Annotated in this window: 13 protein-coding genes; 1 reads left to right on the forward strand and 12 read right to left on the reverse strand. The window is 65.3% G+C overall.

Translation table 11 applies throughout. The features are described from left to right. Positions 1-15 precede the first annotated feature (15 nt). The 12 genes from bamA to dnaE all read right to left on the reverse strand — a co-directional run bounded on the left by bamA (position 16) and on the right by dnaE (position 14,802). Complete coding sequence (gene bamA / locus O2K97_RS10065) at positions 16-2,457, reverse strand: outer membrane protein assembly factor BamA (RefSeq protein WP_269219160.1); 2,442 nt, start codon at positions 2,455-2,457, stop codon at positions 16-18. A gap of 29 nt (positions 2,458-2,486) precedes the next feature. Further along, complete coding sequence (locus tag O2K97_RS10070) at positions 2,487-3,704, reverse strand: M50 family metallopeptidase (RefSeq protein ID WP_269219161.1); 1,218 nt, start codon at positions 3,702-3,704, stop codon at positions 2,487-2,489. Positions 3,705-3,731: 27 nt separating this feature from the next. Continuing rightward, positions 3,732-4,928 (reverse strand): 1-deoxy-D-xylulose-5-phosphate reductoisomerase, encoded by a 1,197-nt coding sequence (gene dxr / locus O2K97_RS10075; protein ID WP_269219162.1) that lies wholly within the window; start codon positions 4,926-4,928, stop codon positions 3,732-3,734. After that, the gene (locus tag O2K97_RS10080; protein WP_205680905.1) at positions 4,925-5,743 is read right to left on the reverse strand and encodes a phosphatidate cytidylyltransferase; all 819 of its coding nucleotides are present in this window, start codon (positions 5,741-5,743) and stop codon (positions 4,925-4,927) included. Before O2K97_RS10080 ends, dxr begins: the two co-directional genes overlap by 4 nt. Then, positions 5,743-6,435 carry a polyprenyl diphosphate synthase gene (uppS, locus tag O2K97_RS10085; RefSeq protein WP_231868805.1) on the reverse strand — a complete coding sequence of 231 codons (693 nt, stop codon included), beginning with the start codon at positions 6,433-6,435 and terminating at the stop codon, positions 5,743-5,745. Before uppS ends, O2K97_RS10080 begins: the two co-directional genes overlap by 1 nt. Positions 6,436-6,553: 118 nt before the next feature. Beyond that, positions 6,554-7,111 (reverse strand): ribosome recycling factor, encoded by a 558-nt coding sequence (frr, locus tag O2K97_RS10090; protein WP_055809105.1) that lies wholly within the window; start codon positions 7,109-7,111, stop codon positions 6,554-6,556. A gap of 40 nt (positions 7,112-7,151) precedes the next feature. Further along, entirely contained in the window at positions 7,152-7,886 is a 735-nt protein-coding gene (gene pyrH, locus O2K97_RS10095; RefSeq protein WP_017503965.1) for a UMP kinase, read from the reverse strand. 126 nt (positions 7,887-8,012) lie between these two features. Next, positions 8,013-8,954, reverse strand: coding sequence for a translation elongation factor Ts (gene tsf, locus O2K97_RS10100; protein WP_039247421.1), 942 nt, complete (start codon positions 8,952-8,954; stop codon positions 8,013-8,015). Between the two features lie 111 nt (positions 8,955-9,065). Further along, entirely contained in the window at positions 9,066-9,929 is an 864-nt protein-coding gene (rpsB, locus tag O2K97_RS10105; protein WP_269219163.1) for a 30S ribosomal protein S2, read from the reverse strand. Positions 9,930-10,155: 226 nt separating this feature from the next. Then, positions 10,156-10,752 (reverse strand): DUF4142 domain-containing protein, encoded by a 597-nt coding sequence (locus O2K97_RS10110; protein ID WP_269219164.1) that lies wholly within the window; start codon positions 10,750-10,752, stop codon positions 10,156-10,158. A gap of 100 nt (positions 10,753-10,852) precedes the next feature. After that, positions 10,853-11,239, reverse strand: coding sequence for a DUF3224 domain-containing protein (locus tag O2K97_RS10115; protein WP_269219165.1), 387 nt, complete (start codon positions 11,237-11,239; stop codon positions 10,853-10,855). Positions 11,240-11,337: 98 nt separating this feature from the next. Beyond that, positions 11,338-14,802 (reverse strand): DNA polymerase III subunit alpha, encoded by a 3,465-nt coding sequence (dnaE, locus tag O2K97_RS10120; RefSeq protein WP_269219166.1) that lies wholly within the window; start codon positions 14,800-14,802, stop codon positions 11,338-11,340. A 386-nt stretch (positions 14,803-15,188) separates the two neighbouring features. Between dnaE and msrA the strand changes: the two genes are divergently transcribed. Further along, positions 15,189-15,812, forward strand: coding sequence for a peptide-methionine (S)-S-oxide reductase MsrA (msrA, locus tag O2K97_RS10125; protein WP_269219167.1), 624 nt, complete (start codon positions 15,189-15,191; stop codon positions 15,810-15,812). The last annotated feature ends 10 nt before the right edge of the window (positions 15,813-15,822 follow it).

The following is a 15,822-nucleotide window of genomic DNA, read 5'->3' on the forward strand; positions in this document are numbered from 1 at the left end:
TCGAAAAAGCCGCGATTAGAACTGAGTGGAGGTCGAGAAGCGGAAGGATTCCGTCTTGTCGTAATCTTCCTTGGACAGAACCTTGGAGATGTCGAAGCGGATCGGACCCATCGGCGACTTCCAGTGGATGCTGACGCCAGCCGATGCGCGCAGCGACAGCTCATCGGCGATGTTGGTGTTCACCGTCCCGGTGGACGTCAGCTTGTAGCGGTCATCCAGCACGCCCAGCGTACCGACATCGGCGAACAGCGAGGTCTTGATGCCGTATTGCTCGGGCAGATAGTTCGGCAGGGTCAGTTCCACCGTGCCGATGGCGTAGAAGTTGCCACCCAGGGCGTCGGTCGTGGTCAGATCGCGCGGCCCCATACCGGCCGTCTCGAAGCCGCGGAAGCTGTTGCCGCCCTTGAAGAACCGGTCGTTGATGCGGATCGGATCGCCGTTCCAGCCGCTAACGTATCCGGTCGAACCCTGAACGCTGACGATCCAGTTGGGTGTGAAACCGTAGTACCAGCTCGCATCGGCCTCAGTCTTCACATAGTTCACGTCGCCGCCCAGACCCGCGAGGTCCTGACGCAGCGACCCGGCCCAACCGCGCGTCGGACGGATCGGATCGTTGGTGTAGTTGACCTGCAGCGTATAGCCCGCCGACGAGTTGATGAAGCTGCCGACCTGATCGCACAGGGCAGAGGAGCCTCGCCCCACGCCATTGCAATAGCCGTCCGGCACGATGATCTCGTCGGACTTCAGGAAGTAGCGCGTGCTGAGCAGCATGTTGCCGTTCAGCGGATAGGATAAGCGCAGACCGCCGCCCGTCGAGCGATAGTCGTATGACGAATATTGGCTCAGGTCGTAGCGCGAGTGGAAGAGGTCGAAGCCGGCGCGCAGGTCGCGCCCCAGGAACTTCGGCTCGGTAAAGCGGAAGTCCACCTGCTGGCGCAGCGAGCCCCACTCCAGACGAGCCACGACGTTCTGGCCACGCCCCCGGAAGTTCCGCTCCGAGATGCCCAGATTGACCGTGAAGGAATCAACGGAGCTGAAGCCCGCGCCGACGGACAGTTCACCGGTGGGCTGTTCCTGAACGTTGACGTTGATCACCGAACGATCCGGCGCGCTGCCGCGCGTTTCCTCGACCGTCACGTCCTTGAAGAAGCCCAGGGCGCGCAGGTTGTTGCGCGAGCGCTCCATCAGGGCGCGGTTGAAGGCGTCGCCCTCGGTCAGCAGCAGTTCGCGGCGGATCACCGGGTCGATCGTGCGGGTGTTGCCGACCACATTGATGCGATCGATGTAGACCCGCTGGCCCTCGGACACGTTGAAGGTCACATCGACCGTGTCCGTCTCGGGATTGGCCTTATAGGTCGGATTGATCTCGACGAAGGCGTAGCCGGCCGAACCCGCCGCGAACGTCAGGGCGTCGACGGCCTGTTCGATCTTGTCGCTTTCGTACAGCTGGCCTTCCCGGATCGGCACCAGGGCCTTCAGGAAGTCGGCGTTCAGCCGGTCGTTCTGGGTGACGACCTTGATCTCACCGAAGTTGTACTTGTCGCCTTCGTTCAGCGTCAGGGTCAGCTGGAACGCCTGATCGTCCGGCTGAAGCTCGGCGACCGAGGACACCACACGGAAGTCGTAATAGCCGCGGTTGGTGTAGAATTTCCGCAGCTGCTCCTGATCGTATTCCAGGCGGTTGGGATCGTAGTTGTCGTTGTTGGAGAAGAACTTCCACCAGGTGGACTTCTCGGTGACCATCACGCCGCGCACGTCGCGATCCGAAAACGCCTCGTTGCCGAGCACGTTGATGGCGCTGATGCCGGTCTGCGGTCCTTCGTTGATCTCGAAGATCACATCGACGCGATTCTGTTCCAACTGGACCAGCTTGGGCGTCACGGTCGCAGAGATGCGGCCCTGCAGGCGATACAGCTCGACGATGGCACCGACGTCTTCCTGAACCTTGGCGCGGGTATAGATGCCGCGCGGCGCCAGGGTCACTTCCTTGGTCAGCTTGTCCTTCGACAGCGCCTTGTTTCCCTCGAACACCACCTGGTTGATGATCGGGTTCTCGACGATCTGGACGATCAGGTCGCCGTTCTGGATGCCCAGTTGCACATCGGCGAACAGGCCCGTGCGCGACAGAGTGCGCACCGCGACGTCCAGCACCGAGGCGTCGACCGCATCACCGGGACGGATCGGCAGGTAGGACAGGACCGTCGTCTGATCGATCCGCTGCGCGCCCTGAACGATGATGCGGTTGATCGTGATCGTCTGCGGCGCAGCGATCTCGACGCGCGGTTCGGCGGCGCTCGCCGGGGCCGTCTGGGCCGGCGTTTGAGTCGGCGCAGCAGGCGTCGTCGTCGGCGCGGTCTGGGCCAGCGCGGGTGCGCCCAGCCCGGCGGCGACCGCCAGAGCCAGCAGGCTGGAGCGGGCGCTCAGTCGAACGGCGGCGCGAGAGGTCATGTCATTCATTCGGGAAACCGTCGGGGGCTGGCGTCGGCTCACGAGACGAGCCCGCCGAGGAATTGGAAGATATTGAGCTTCTGTAGGTCGTTCCACGTTGCGAACAACATAAATCCCGCCAAAAGCGCAAGGCCTGCACGATAGCCCATCTCCTGGAACCGCGCCGACACAGGCTGTTTCGCCACAGCCTCATAGCCGTAGAAAAGCAGATGTCCGCCGTCGAGGACCGGAATGGGAAGCAGATTTAGAAAGCCGATTCCGATCGAAAGTATGGCGGCCAAGGTTGTCAGCGTCAGGATAAGGTTGATCGCCATGGCGCCAGGCGCTGGATTGGCTTCGACCGCAGCCGTCGTCAGCGAGCCCGTCGCCTTGGCCATGCCCAGCGGACCGCTGAACTGATCGCCCGACTCGCGGCCCGTCGCCAGGCGTCCGAGGTAGGTCAGGGTCGAGCCGATGACGTCGGCCGTTTGGCGCGCTCCCTCGGCGACAGCCTCGACGGGGCCATAGCGCACGTGGCGGACATCGCCGGCCGACGAGCCCAGCCCCAGACCGATGCGGCCGACCTTGACGCGTCCGGCGATGGGGTCGTTTTCCTCGCGACGTTCCGGCGTCGCGACCAGCTCGACAGGACGCCCGGCGCGCTCGACCGTGAAACGTACGGGATCGCCGGTCGATAGCATGACGGTGCGGGTGACCGCGCTTCCGTCCTTGATGGCCTTGCCGTTCACCTCGGTGATCAGGTCGCCGACCTGGAAACCGGCGGCGGCGGCTGGCGATCCCGCCTGGACCTGAGCAACACGCGCGGGGCGCAGAGACACGCCGACGGCCATGAAGACGACGGCGAAGATGGTGATGGCCAAGATGAAGTTCGCGACGGGCCCGGCCGCGACGATCAGGGCGCGCTGCCAAACCGGCTTGAAGTGGAAATAATCACGCTCGGCGCCCGGTCCACGCTCGGCGACCACGCGGCTGCGCAGTTCGTCCAGTCCGGCCCGGTCGGGCACGCTGGACGCATCCAGATCGCCCGAGAACTTCACATAGCCGCCCAGCGGCAGCCAGCCGAGACGCCATTCGATGCCGTGACGATCTGTGCGGCTGGCCACGGCCTTGCCGAAGCCGACCGCGAACCGATCCACCTTCACGCCAAAGGCGCGCGCGACGAGGAAGTGACCCAGTTCGTGGATGGTGACGATGAAGGTCAGCACCAGCAGGAACGAGGCGATGGAGATCAGGACCTGACCCAGGACGCCCAGCATTCGAAAATCGTCTCCCCTGGCCTGCTGTCAGGCCGCATTCGCAAGGCTGGCGACGACGCTCTCGGCCATTCGACGCGTCTCGGCGTCGACCGAAAGGGCCGCGCCGCAGGCGTCTCCAGAACCGAAAGCCATCCCCGCTTTCGTCGCACGCTCAAGGGTTTCGGCGACGACTGCGGCAATATTGAGAAACGCCAGCTTGCGGTCAAGGAAGGCGAAGGCGGCGACCTCGTTGGCGGCGTTGAACACGGCGGGCGTAGCGCCGCCCGCCTTCAGGGCCTGACGCGCCAGATCGAGGGCGGGGAAGCGTGTCAGATCGGGCGCTTCGAACGTCAGCCGACCCAGCGCAGCCAGATCCAACTTGGGCGCCGGCCACGCGATCCGGTCCGGCCAGGCCAAGGCGCAGGCGATCGGCGTGCGCATATCCGGCGGTCCCATCTGGGCCAGCGTCGAACCATCCACATATTCCACAAGGCTGTGGATGATCGATTCGGGGTGCACCACGACGTCGATCCGATCCTGCGGCATATCGAACAGATAAGCCGCCTCGATCATCTCCAGGCCCTTGTTGGCCATGGTGGCGCTGTCGACTGAAATCTTGGCGCCCATGCTCCAGTTAGGGTGGGCGACGGCCTGTTCCGGCGTGATGGCGACCATCTGCTCGCGCGGCGTGTTGCGAAAAGGCCCGCCCGATGCGGTGAGGATCAGCTTGGCCACCCGCTCAGGCGCTTCGGCCGGAAACACCTGGAAGATGGCGGAGTGCTCGGAATCGACGGGGATCAAGCGCCCCCCTGCCCGGTTAACCCGCTCGATCAGGGCGGGGCCGCAGCAGACCAGGCTTTCCTTGTTGGCCAGCGCCAGGGTCGCGCCCGTTCCCGCCGCCGCCCAGGCGGACTTCAAACCCGCCGCTCCGACGATGGACGCCATGATCCAGTCGGCAGGTCGCGTCGCCGCCTCAACGACGGCGGCGTCGCCGGCGGCGGCAGCGACGTCCGTGCCGGACAAGGCGTCGCGCAGTTCGTCCAATCGCGCCGGATCCGCCGTCACGGCCAGCTTGGGCCGCCAACGTTTGGCCTGCTCTGCCAGTTTGGCGATATTGGCGCCGCCCGTCAGGGCCTCAACCTCGAACGCGCCTGTGCCCGTCGCCTCGGCTTGAGCCATCAGGTCCAGCGTGGAAGCGCCGACCGATCCGGTCGCGCCAAGCACGGTGATGCGACGCCGGATCACGCCCCACGCTCCAGCATCAGGACGATCAGTCGGCCCGCCGCGACGACGACGACCGCGAACATCAAACCATCGACGCGGTCCAGCAGGCCGCCGTGGCCGGGAATGGTGTTGCCCGCATCCTTGACCCCGAACCGTCGCTTCAGCGCCGATTCCCACAGATCGCCCGCCATGGTTGCCAAAGCTCCCGCAAAGCCCAGCACCGCTCCCCAGACGACGCTCAAGGCGCCCATATTGACCCAGGCCGTCATGACGGCGCCCGCAACCGCGCCGGCCGCAACGCCTCCAATGAACCCGGACCAGGTCTTGTTCGGCGAGAAGCGCGGCCACAGCTTGGGTCCGCCAAAGGTGGATCCTGCCAGGTAGGCCACGATGTCGGCCGACCAGGCGACGGCGAAGACGAGCACGGTCCAGTGCAGACCGATCAAACTGTCGACGTCGCGCAGCCAAATCAGCAGGACCGAAGGCCAGCCGAGATAGAGCACGCCGTAGGCGGCATCCAGCGCCTCCTGCCCTCGACTACGGGCATAGACCCCGGCCGCGACCGCGCCGAACACCAGCATGATGAAGGCGACGGACATGGCGCCGAAATGGGCGCTGATCACCGCCGCCACGACGCCGAAGCTGACCGCTCCGCCCATGACGCGGCGCGCATGGGGCGCACTCATCGCCGCCCATTCGAACGCCAGGACGACGCTGGCGACGATCATCAGCGCCAGGAACCACACGCCGCCGCCCCACGTCGCAGCGACGGCGGCGGGCGCCAGCACGACGGCGGACGCAGCCCTGAGGGCGATATCCCGACCCTTGACCGCCATCAGGCCGTCGCGCGCTCAGGCGCGATCACGCGTCCGCCGAAACGACGATCGCGCTGACCAAAGGCCGAGATTGCCTCAGCCAGCGCCTTGGGGCCATAGTCGGGCCACAGAATGTCCTGGAAAACGAGCTCGGCGTAGGCGGCCTCCCACAACAGGAAGTTCGACAGCCGCTGCTCGCCCGACGTCCGCACGATCAGGTCAAGCGGCGGCGAGCCCGCCGTGGCCAGGCCTGAGGTCAGGATCGCTTCGTTGAAAGGCTCGACCGTCTCGCCCGCCAGCACCCGCTCCATATGGCGACGCGCCGCGTCCACCAAATCCGCGCGACCGCCGTAGTTGAAGGCGACCTGCAAGAGGAACCGGTCGTTATGGGCAGTCTGTGCCTCGGCCCTTTCGATGATGGCGGCGATGTCTGCTGGCAGTCCTTCGCGTCGTCCCAGGATCTTCAGCCGGACGCCGGCCTTGGTCAAGCGGGCCAGATCGCTGGCGACGTAGGAGCGCACCAGCCCCATCAGGTCCGACACCTCGTCCTCGGGACGGCTCCAGTTCTCGGTCGAGAAGCCGAACACCGTCAGGCAATCGATGCCCAGATCCGGCGCCGCCTGGATCGTGCGCTTCAGCGCCTGGACGCCTTCGCGGTGGCCAAGGGCGCGCGGCAGGCCCCGGGCCTTCGCCCAGCGTCCATTGCCATCCATGATGATGGCGACGTGGCGCGGGCCGTCCTGACCCTGCTTGTCTGGGCTTTGGCCTGAAGGCGCGGCGCGGTCTGCCGTCATCTGTCGTGCGATCCCTTCCGGACCCAGCCGTTTCGCCTCAGACCTGCATGATCTCTTGTTCCTTGGTCTTCAAGGTCTCGTCGATGCGCTTGATGGCCGCGTCGGTGTCCTTCTGGACCTCGGTCTCCATCTTCTTTTGCTCGTCCTGGCTGATCTCGCCGGCCTTCTCGGCCTTCTTCAGGTCGTCGTTGGCGTCGCGGCGGACGTTGCGAACCGAGATTTTCTGCTGCTCGGCATATTTGCCGGCCAGCTTGACCAGGTCCTTGCGGCGTTCCTCGGTCAGGGGCGGCACCGGAATGCGCAGGGTCTGGCCGTCCACGATCGGATTCAGGCCCAGATTGGCGTTGCGGATCGCCTTTTCGACGGCGACCACCATGCCCTTGTCCCAGACGCTGACGCTGATCATGCGCGGCTCGGGCACGCTGATGGCGGCGACGGCGGTCAGGGGCGAGGCCGAGCCGTAGGCTTCGACCCGCACGGGCTCCAACAGGCCGGCGTTGGCGCGACCGGTGCGCAGACCGCTGAACTCTTCCTTCAGAGCGGCGACGGAGCGATCCATGCGGTCGCGATAGGTCTTGAGGTCAGGCTTTGCCATGGTCTTTGGTCTCTCTTGTCTTTCCTGGTCAGGCGAACGTTCAGGCGACGTCCTGAATGACCGTGAACGTGCCTTCGCCAGTCAGGGTCCGGCGCAGCGAATTGTCTTCCCGAATTGAGAAGACCACGATCGGTATGCCCGTGTCGCGCATCATGGCGATGGCCGAGGCGTCCATGACCCGCAGATCCTTAGCCAGCACATCCTGATAGGACAGCGTCTCATACCGCGTCGCGTCGGGATCCTTTTTCGGGTCGGCGGTATAGACCCCGTCCACGCTGGTGCCTTTCAGCAGGGCGTCGCAGCCCATTTCCGCCGCCCGCAGCGCCGCACCCGAGTCCGTGGTGAAGAACGGTGCGCCCACGCCGGCGGCGAAGATCACGACCCGGCCCTTTTCCAGATGACGCAGGGCGCGACGGCGAATGTAGGGTTCCGCAATGGCCGCCATCGGAATCGCGCTCTGCACGCGGGTCGAGACGCCGATCTTCTCCAGCGCCGACTGCATGGCCAGGGCGTTCATGATGGTCGCCAGCATGCCCATATAATCGGCCTGTGCGCGCTCCATGCCGGCCGCCGCCTTGGACAAACCGCGGAAGATGTTGCCGCCGCCGATGACGAGACAGATTTCGACGCCCTCGGCCGCGACGTCCGCGACCGCTTTCGCGACCGTATCCACCGTCTTCATGTCGACGCCGAACGACTGGTCGCCCATCAGCACCTCGCCCGACACCTTCAGCAGGACGCGTTTGTAGCGGAAGGTCGAGGGGGCGTCGGGCATGCGGGAAGGTCCGTTGACTGCGGCGCCATTGAATCAGGCGGCTTCTTATAGACGAAAGGCGCGCCGGCCATCAAAGCCGAACGCGCCCTTCTGATACAAAACCCTCACGAATGAGGGGAATGTTTTTTAGTTGCCGCCCATCATGGAGGCGACTTCCGACGCGAAGTCGGGGCCTTCGACCTTCTCGACGCCTTCACCCAGCGCCAGGCGGACGAAGCCGGCCAGGTGCAGGTTGGAGGAGCCCAGTTCCTTGGCCGAGTTGGCGACCAGTTGTTCGATGGTCACGTCCGGATCCATGACGAACGGCTGCTTGGACAGCACCACGTCCTTCTGGAACTTGTTGATCTGACCTTCCACGATCTTTTCGATCATGGCTTCCGGGCGGCCTTCTTCCTTGGCCTTTTCGATCAGAACGGCGCGTTCCTTCTCGATGGCGGCGGGGTCCAGGTCGTCGGTGTTCAGCGACAGCGGCGCGGTGGCGGCGACGTGCATTGCGATCTTGCGGCCCAGTTCGCGAAGCGCGGTCTTGTCGCCCTCGCCTTCAAGAGCCACCAGCACGCCGATGCGGCCGACGCCCGGCGAAACCGCGTTGTGGACGTAGGTCGAGACGACACCTTCCGAAACCGACAGGCGGGCGGCGCGGCGCAGCTGCATGTTCTCGCCGATCGTGGCGATCATGTTGGTCACTTCGTCCTGGACCGTCTTGCCGGCTTCCAGTTCGGCGCCGTGCAGGGCCTCGACCGAGTGGTGCTCCAGACCCAGCTGAGCGAACGACTTGGCGGCGTTCTGGAACAGCTCGTTACGGGCCACGAAGTCGGTTTCGGCGTTGAACTCGATGGCGGCGGCGACTTCGCCCTTGCCGTCTTCCTTCGACGCGACGGCGACCAGACCTTCAGCGGCGACGCGGTCGGCCTTCTTGGCGGCCTTGGACAGGCCCTTAGCGCGCAGCCAGTCGATTGCTGCTTCGATGTTGCCGTCGTTTTCGACCAGCGCCTTCTTGCAGTCCATCATGCCGACGCCCGAACGCTCGCGAAGCTCCTTCACGAGGGCGGCAGTGATCTCGGCCATGTTCTTCTCCTTGGGGGATTTCGTATGTGGGAACGGCCGGACTGATTTAGCCCGGCCGTGTGTCAGTTCGTCAGGCGGCGCTCAAGAACGCGAACGCCGCCCGGCGGGCGATCAGCCCTCGGCCTTCTCGATTTCGGCAGCCGGCTCAGCAGCGGCTTCCAGTTCGGCAGCGGCGCCTTCCGTGCCGGCCGGCACGGCTTCGGCTTCAGCCTTGGGGGCCGAGGCTTCACGCAGCATCGGCTCGACCGGAGCTTCCGAAGCGCCCAGGTCGATGCCCGAGGCCGAAGCGCCGGCGGCCAGACCGTCCAGGACGGCGTCGGCGATCAGGTCGCAGTAGGTCTGGATGGCGCGGGCGGCGTCGTCGTTGCCGGGGACCGGATAGGTGATGCCGTCCGGGTCCGAGTTGGTGTCCAGGATGGCGATGATCGGGATGTTCAGCTTGCGGGCTTCCTGGATCGCGATCGCTTCCTTGTTGGTGTCGATCACGAACATGATGTCCGGGATCGAACCCATGTCCTTGATGCCGCCCAGCGACAATTCAAGCTTGTCCTTCTCGCGCTGCAGGTTCAGCAGCTCTTTCTTGACGCGGCCTTCGCCGCCGTTTTCCAGAATGCCTTCCAGCTCACGCAGACGAGCGATCGAGCCCGACACGGTGCGCCAGTTGGTCAGCGTGCCGCCGAGCCAACGGTTGTTCATGTAGTACTGGGCGCAGCGCTTGGCGGCTTCGGCGACCGGCTCTGCGGCCTGGCGCTTGGTGCCGACGAACAGAACGCGACCGCCCTTGGCGGCGACTTCACGCACGGCCACCAGAGCCTGGTGGAACAGCGGCATCGTCTGCGACAGGTCGATGATGTGGATGTTCGAGCGCGAGCCGAAGATGTAGCGGTCCATCTTCGGGTTCCAGCGGTGCGTCTGGTGGCCGAAGTGGGCGCCTGCTTCAAGCAGGGTGCGCATCGAGAATTCAGGCAGAGCCATGATCGTTCAGTCCTTTTTCCGATCAAACGTGGCGCGGGGGATTAAAGGTCTGAAGACCCTCGGAATGGTGCGGATCGGGATGTCTCCCCGAAGCGCGCCTCTCCCGCGTTGCGAAATGCGGGGGCCATGTAGGCCGGATGGGCCGCAATAGCAAGCGCAGCCGTTCAAATGCGGAAAAGGCGGCCCCTTTCGGGACCGCCTTTGGTCAGCAACGCGACGGTTGCTTTTACTTCATCGCGTCCAGCAGGGTCTGGGCGCGGTCGCGGTGCGCGGTGACCGGCGTCACCAGTTCGCGCGCAAGCGTGGACAGAGCCGGCGCTTCGGTGTTGTCGGCAAAGCCGTTCAGCAGCGTCAGCGTCTCGTTGTGAGCCGTGACCTGTTGATCCAGATAGACCTTGTCGAAGTCGTCCGGCGTCGCGGCGTTCAGATTGTCGATCAGGCCCTTGCGGCGTTCGTCCAGCGTCGTGGGGATGGCGACGTTCGGCGCGGCGGTCGCTTGGGCGGCGGCGAGCTTCTCGCCGGCGGCGGTGTGATCCTTGGTGATCATGGCGGCCAGGGCCTTCACGTCCGCATTCTTGGACTTGGCGGCGGCGATCTTAGCGGCTTCCAGCTCGTACATGTTGCCGGTGCCCAGACCGGTGACGAAACCATCGACGGTGTTGGCGCCCATGGTCATGGCCGAGGTCTGGCCCACGACGCCGGACGTGGCGTCCTGGGTAGCGTTGACCGCTTCGCCGGTGTTCTGGGCGGCGCTGTCGCCACCCTGGTTGCAGGCGGCGAGAAGGGCCAGCGAGGCGACGCTGGCGATGGCGAGATATTTCATTGGAACAGTCTCCCTATGGACTGACCAAACCCATCACGCGCCCGTGAGGTTCCCAAAAAATCAAAAGCTTGACCATTTATCCGGGGCTCACGGTCGACCGTCAGGGAAGCGTGTATTCCAGATCGTAGCGATGAACGCCGCCCTCGATCTTTAAGTGAAAGACGCCCGCAATCCCCGCCAAGTCGCCTTCCCCGGAACCGGGAACGATGGTGATCAGCAAATCCTGGCTGCCCGCCTCCATGACCCCTCGATGGACCAAGGCGAAGGCGCCGCGTCGTCCGTCTAGCACCCCTGACACGCGTTCCATCGCGACATAGGCGCCCGAGCCATTGTTCAGAAGGCCCAGCATCTCGCCGGCGCCCTCGCCTTCCAGATCTCCGCGAAAGGTCTTGGACAGGCGCATCCGGCCCGGCGCTCCGGCGGGTGAGTCGGCCTCGGCCGCGACGGGCGTCATCTGAACCTCGAAGGTTCCGACAGCTTGGGACATGATCTGGCTTTCCATTGGAGCAAGGGGCTGTGCGACTGCAGCGGCCGAGGGACCAGCCCCAGCAAGAGCCAAGCCGAACATCAACGCGGCGACGCACATCAGGCGTCCTCCAGCATGACGACGCCCGGCGCCGACTTCAGCGCGCCGCGCAAGGCGCCGTCCAGGCGGTAGCGGCCGGGAATCTTGACCTCGACCTCGCGTCCCTGCTCGAGGCCCGCAATCATCAGCGACACCTCGCCCCCCTTGCCGATCGCGCCCGATCGCGCGCGTTCCAGCCGCGCCTTCAGCGCCTCGGCGTCTGCACTGCGGGCCGAGACATGAATACGAAGGCCGATGTTGGCGTCGTCCAGCAGATTGTCCATTTGCGAGGCGTCGTCTCCGAAGAAGCGCACCTCCCCCTCCGACGACTTGGCGCGCACCCGCACCATCACCGAGGCGCCGGGCTCCAGCACCTCGCGGCATTTTCGCAGTTGTTCGGGCGGGAACAGGCATTCGAACTCGCCGGTCGGATCCGAGAAGGTCACGAAAGCGAACTTCTCGCCCGTCCGCGCGCTGGCCCGCTCCTGCTTGCGACGCACGACGCCCGCCATCTGGAACGCTTCGTGACCCGACTCCGCCAACGGAATCGCTTCGGCGACGAAGGTGACGCGCTTGCGCTTCAGGGCTGAGGTCATCTCGTCCAGCGGGTGGCCCGAAAGATAGAAGCCGACCGCCGACAGTTCGTGATCCAGCCGCTCCGGCCCGACCCACGGTTCGACGCTCTTCAGGCGCGGGCGCGCGGCATGGGCCTGGTCGCCGCCGAACAACGACACCTGCGACGAGGCGCGTTCGGCCGCCACGCTCTGGCAATAGGCCATCAGAACGTCGGCCTGCTCCAGCAACTGACGCCGGTTGGGGTGGATGCTGTCGAAGGCGCCGGCCTTGGCCAGACCTTCCAGCGCGCGCTTGTTGACGCTGCGCGGATCGACGCGCTCGAGGAAGTCGAAGATGTCGGCGAAGCGGCCGCCCGTCTCGCGCACCTCGATGACGTGTTTCATCGCCTCGAGACCCACGTTTCGGATCGCGCCCAGGGCGTAGAGCACCGCGCCCTTGTCGTCGTCCCAGGCTACGTCGAAGTCGGCCGACGAGCGATTGATGTCGGGCGCCAGGACCGGCACGTCGAACCGTTTGGCGTCCTGATAGAAGACCGCCAGCTTGTCGGTGTTCGACAAGTCCAGGCTCATGGACGCCGCGAAGAACTCGACCGGCTGATTGGCCTTCAGCCAACCCGTCTGGAACGAGATCAGGGCGTAGGCGGCGGCGTGAGACTTGTTGAAGCCGTATCCGGCGAATTTGGCGACCAGGTCGAAGATGGAGCCGGACTGCGATTCCGGCACGGCCTTCTCGGCGGCGCCCTTGAGGAAGCGAAGGCGCTGGAAATCCATCTCCTCCTTCTTCTTCTTGCCCATGGCCCGGCGCAGCAGATCGGCCTCACCCAGGCTGTAGCCCGCCAGGATCTGGGCGATCTTCATCACCTGCTCCTGGTAGATGATGACGCCGTAGGTCTCGGTCAGCACCTCTTTCAGGCTGGGGTGCAGATAATCGACCTCGGCGCGTCCGAACTTACGGTCGATATAGGTGTCGATCATCTCCATCGGCCCCGGCCGATAGAGCGAAATCAGGGCGGTGATCTCTTCGATGGAGCCGCAGCGCATCTTGCGCAGGGTGTCGCGCATGCCCTGGGATTCCAGCTGGAACACCCCGACCGTCTGGCCAGAGGCCATCAGCTCGTAGGTACGCGCATCGTCCAGCGGCAGGCTGTTCCAGTCCTTGGCTGCGCCGCGCCGTTCGAGATAGCCGCGCGCCCGATCCAGCACCGTCAGCGTCTTCAGGCCCAGGAAGTCGAACTTCACCAGGCCGGCCGGCTCGACCCATTTCATGTTGAACTGGGAGGCCGGAATGGTTGAGCGCGGATCCTGATACAGCGGCACCAGTTCCGTCAGAGGCCGGTCGCCGATGACGATGCCGGCGGCGTGGGTCGAGGCGTTGCGGTAAAGCCCTTCCAGCTCCAGCGCGGTTTCCAGCAGGGTCTTCACCGCCGGCTCCGCGTCTCGCGCATCCTTCAGGCGCGGCTCGATGTCGATGGCCTGGGCCAGGGTGACCGGCGCGGCCGGGTTGTTCGGCACCATCTTGCAGAGCCGGTCGACCTGACCCAGCGGCATCTGCAGCACCCGGCCCACGTCGCGCAGCACGGCCCGCGCCTGCAAGGTGCCGAAGGTGATGATCTGAGCCACCCGGTCCTTGCCGTAGCGGTGCTGCACATAGTCGATCACCTCTTCCCGCCGCTCCTGGCAGAAGTCGATGTCGAAGTCGGGCATGGAGACGCGTTCGGGGTTCAGGAACCGCTCGAACAGCAGGCCAAACCGCAGCGGGTCCAGATCGGTGATGGTCAGGGACCAGGCGACAAGCGAGCCGGCGCCGGAGCCCCGCCCCGGCCCCACGGGAATGCCGTGGGTCTTGGCCCATTTGATGAAGTCCGACACGATCAGGAAGTAGCCGGGGAAGCCCATCTGCTGGATGATCCCGACCTCCCATTCCAGGCGGGTCCAGTATTCCTCTTCGGGCACGGCCGGCGTGACCTCGGTCAGGCGGACCTTCAGCCCCTCGCGCGCCTGGTAGGCCAGTTCATCGGCCTCGGAGCGCCCGGCGCCGGTGTCGAAACGCGGCAGGATGGGCGCGTGGGTATTGACCAGGAAGGCGCAGCGCCGCGCGATGTCGATGGTGTTGTCGCAAGCCTCGGGCAGGTCGGCGAACAGCTCGCGCATGACGGCGGCGGGCTTGAACCAGTGTTCGCCGGTGATGCGGCGGCGATCCTCCTGCCCGGTGAAGGCGCCGTCGGCGATACACAGCAGGGCGTCGTGCGATTTGGCCTGCGCCGCCTTGGCGTAATAGACGTCGTTGGTGGCGACCAGCGGCACGTCATTGGCATAGGCCCATTCGACCAGCCCCGGCTCGGCGCGCTTTTCGTCCTCAAGCCCGTGGCGTTGCAGCTCGACGTAGAAGCGGTCGCCGAACGCCGCCTTCATCGTCGCCAGACCGGCGGCGCCTTCGGCCTTCTTGCCTTGGGCGAACAGCGGATCGACCGGGCCGTCCGGGCCTCCGGACAGCAGGATCAGGCCTTCGGAGCGGGCGACGACCTGCTCCCAGGCCACGCCCGGCTCGGCCATTTCTCCGGCGTCCAGATAGGCGGATGACGACAGGGCGCACAGGTTCAGCCACCCGGCTGTATCCTGGGCCAGCAGAACCACGGTCGGCACCTTGGCCCAGCGGGCGTTGATCTGGCCGCCGATGCCGAAAACCGGCAGGGCGCAGGCTACGATCGGTTGAACACCTGCATCCTTCGCCGTCTGGCTGAACTCCAGCGCACCGAACAGGTTGGCCCGGTCCGCCACCCCGACCGCCGGCATTCCGGAGTCGGCCGCCAGCTTGCCGACCTTGGCCGCCTTGATCGCGCCTTCCAGCAGCGAATAGGCCGAACGGACCCGCAGATGGACAAAACCCTGACTGTTCACCGGCTCGTTCACGCCTTCTTCGACCCTGGCCCGCTGAAGAGCCCTACTCTACCCTGAGTCTCATATCGGGCGGCGCGCGGCCATCGCAAACCGGTCGCCCCACGGATCGGCTGTGGATCGCCGGCTTCGGACGGTCCTCGAAAAAAACACCGTCTAAAGTGTCTAATTCGTCTGATCTCAGGCGGTGACGCTGATCGCCACGGTCCAGACCATCCAAACAAAACCGCCGCACGACGCCAGCGACAGCATATCCCTTATCAAACGCGGCATGATCTTGGCTCCGAGACATCCGATATGTTCTGCGAATGTTCTATGTTGGCGTTTTGTTCCGGTCAAGTCGCGCTCGGTAAAACCGTTTGCGCGTCGCCGTCGTAGTCACTGCAACAGGAGATGAGACCATGTCCCTTCGCACGACAGCCCTCGCCGCCGTTGCATCCTTGAGCGTCGCCGCGCTGGCGATCGGCGCGCCTCTGGCCCGTCAGGCCGAAGCGCAGTCGGCGTTTCAGACCGCGATCTTCGCCGGCGGCTGCTTCTGGTCGGAGGAGAAGGCCTTCGACGACGTGCCGGGGGTGCGCTCGGCCGTGTCCGGCTTCGTCGGCGGCCATACCGCCAACCCGACCTATGAGCAGGTGGTGCGCGGCGGCACTGGCCATATGGAAGCGGTGCAGGTCACCTTCGATCCGCGCGTGGTCAGCTATCGCACCCTGGTCGATCGCTATTGGCGCACCATCGACCCGACCGATCCGAACGGTCAGTTCTGCGACCAGGGGCCGTCGTATCGATCCGCCGTCTTTGCGACAGCGATTCAGCGCGCAGACGCCATCGCCTCGCGCGATACGGCGATGCGCGTGCTGAGAAAGAGCTTCACCACGCCGGTCGTCGGCGCCCAGCGGTTCTGGCCGGCCGGCGAGGAACACCAGAACTACGCCAAACGCCACGCCGCCAGCTATCAGGCCTACCGGATCGGATGCCGCCGCCCCGAACGCCTGCGAGCGATTTGGGGCGACGCCGCCGTCAGCTGATCGATAGGCG

It is taken from the genome of Brevundimonas vesicularis, assembly GCF_027105095.1.
GTDB classification, from domain to species: Bacteria; Pseudomonadota; Alphaproteobacteria; order Caulobacterales; family Caulobacteraceae; genus Brevundimonas; species Brevundimonas vesicularis_E.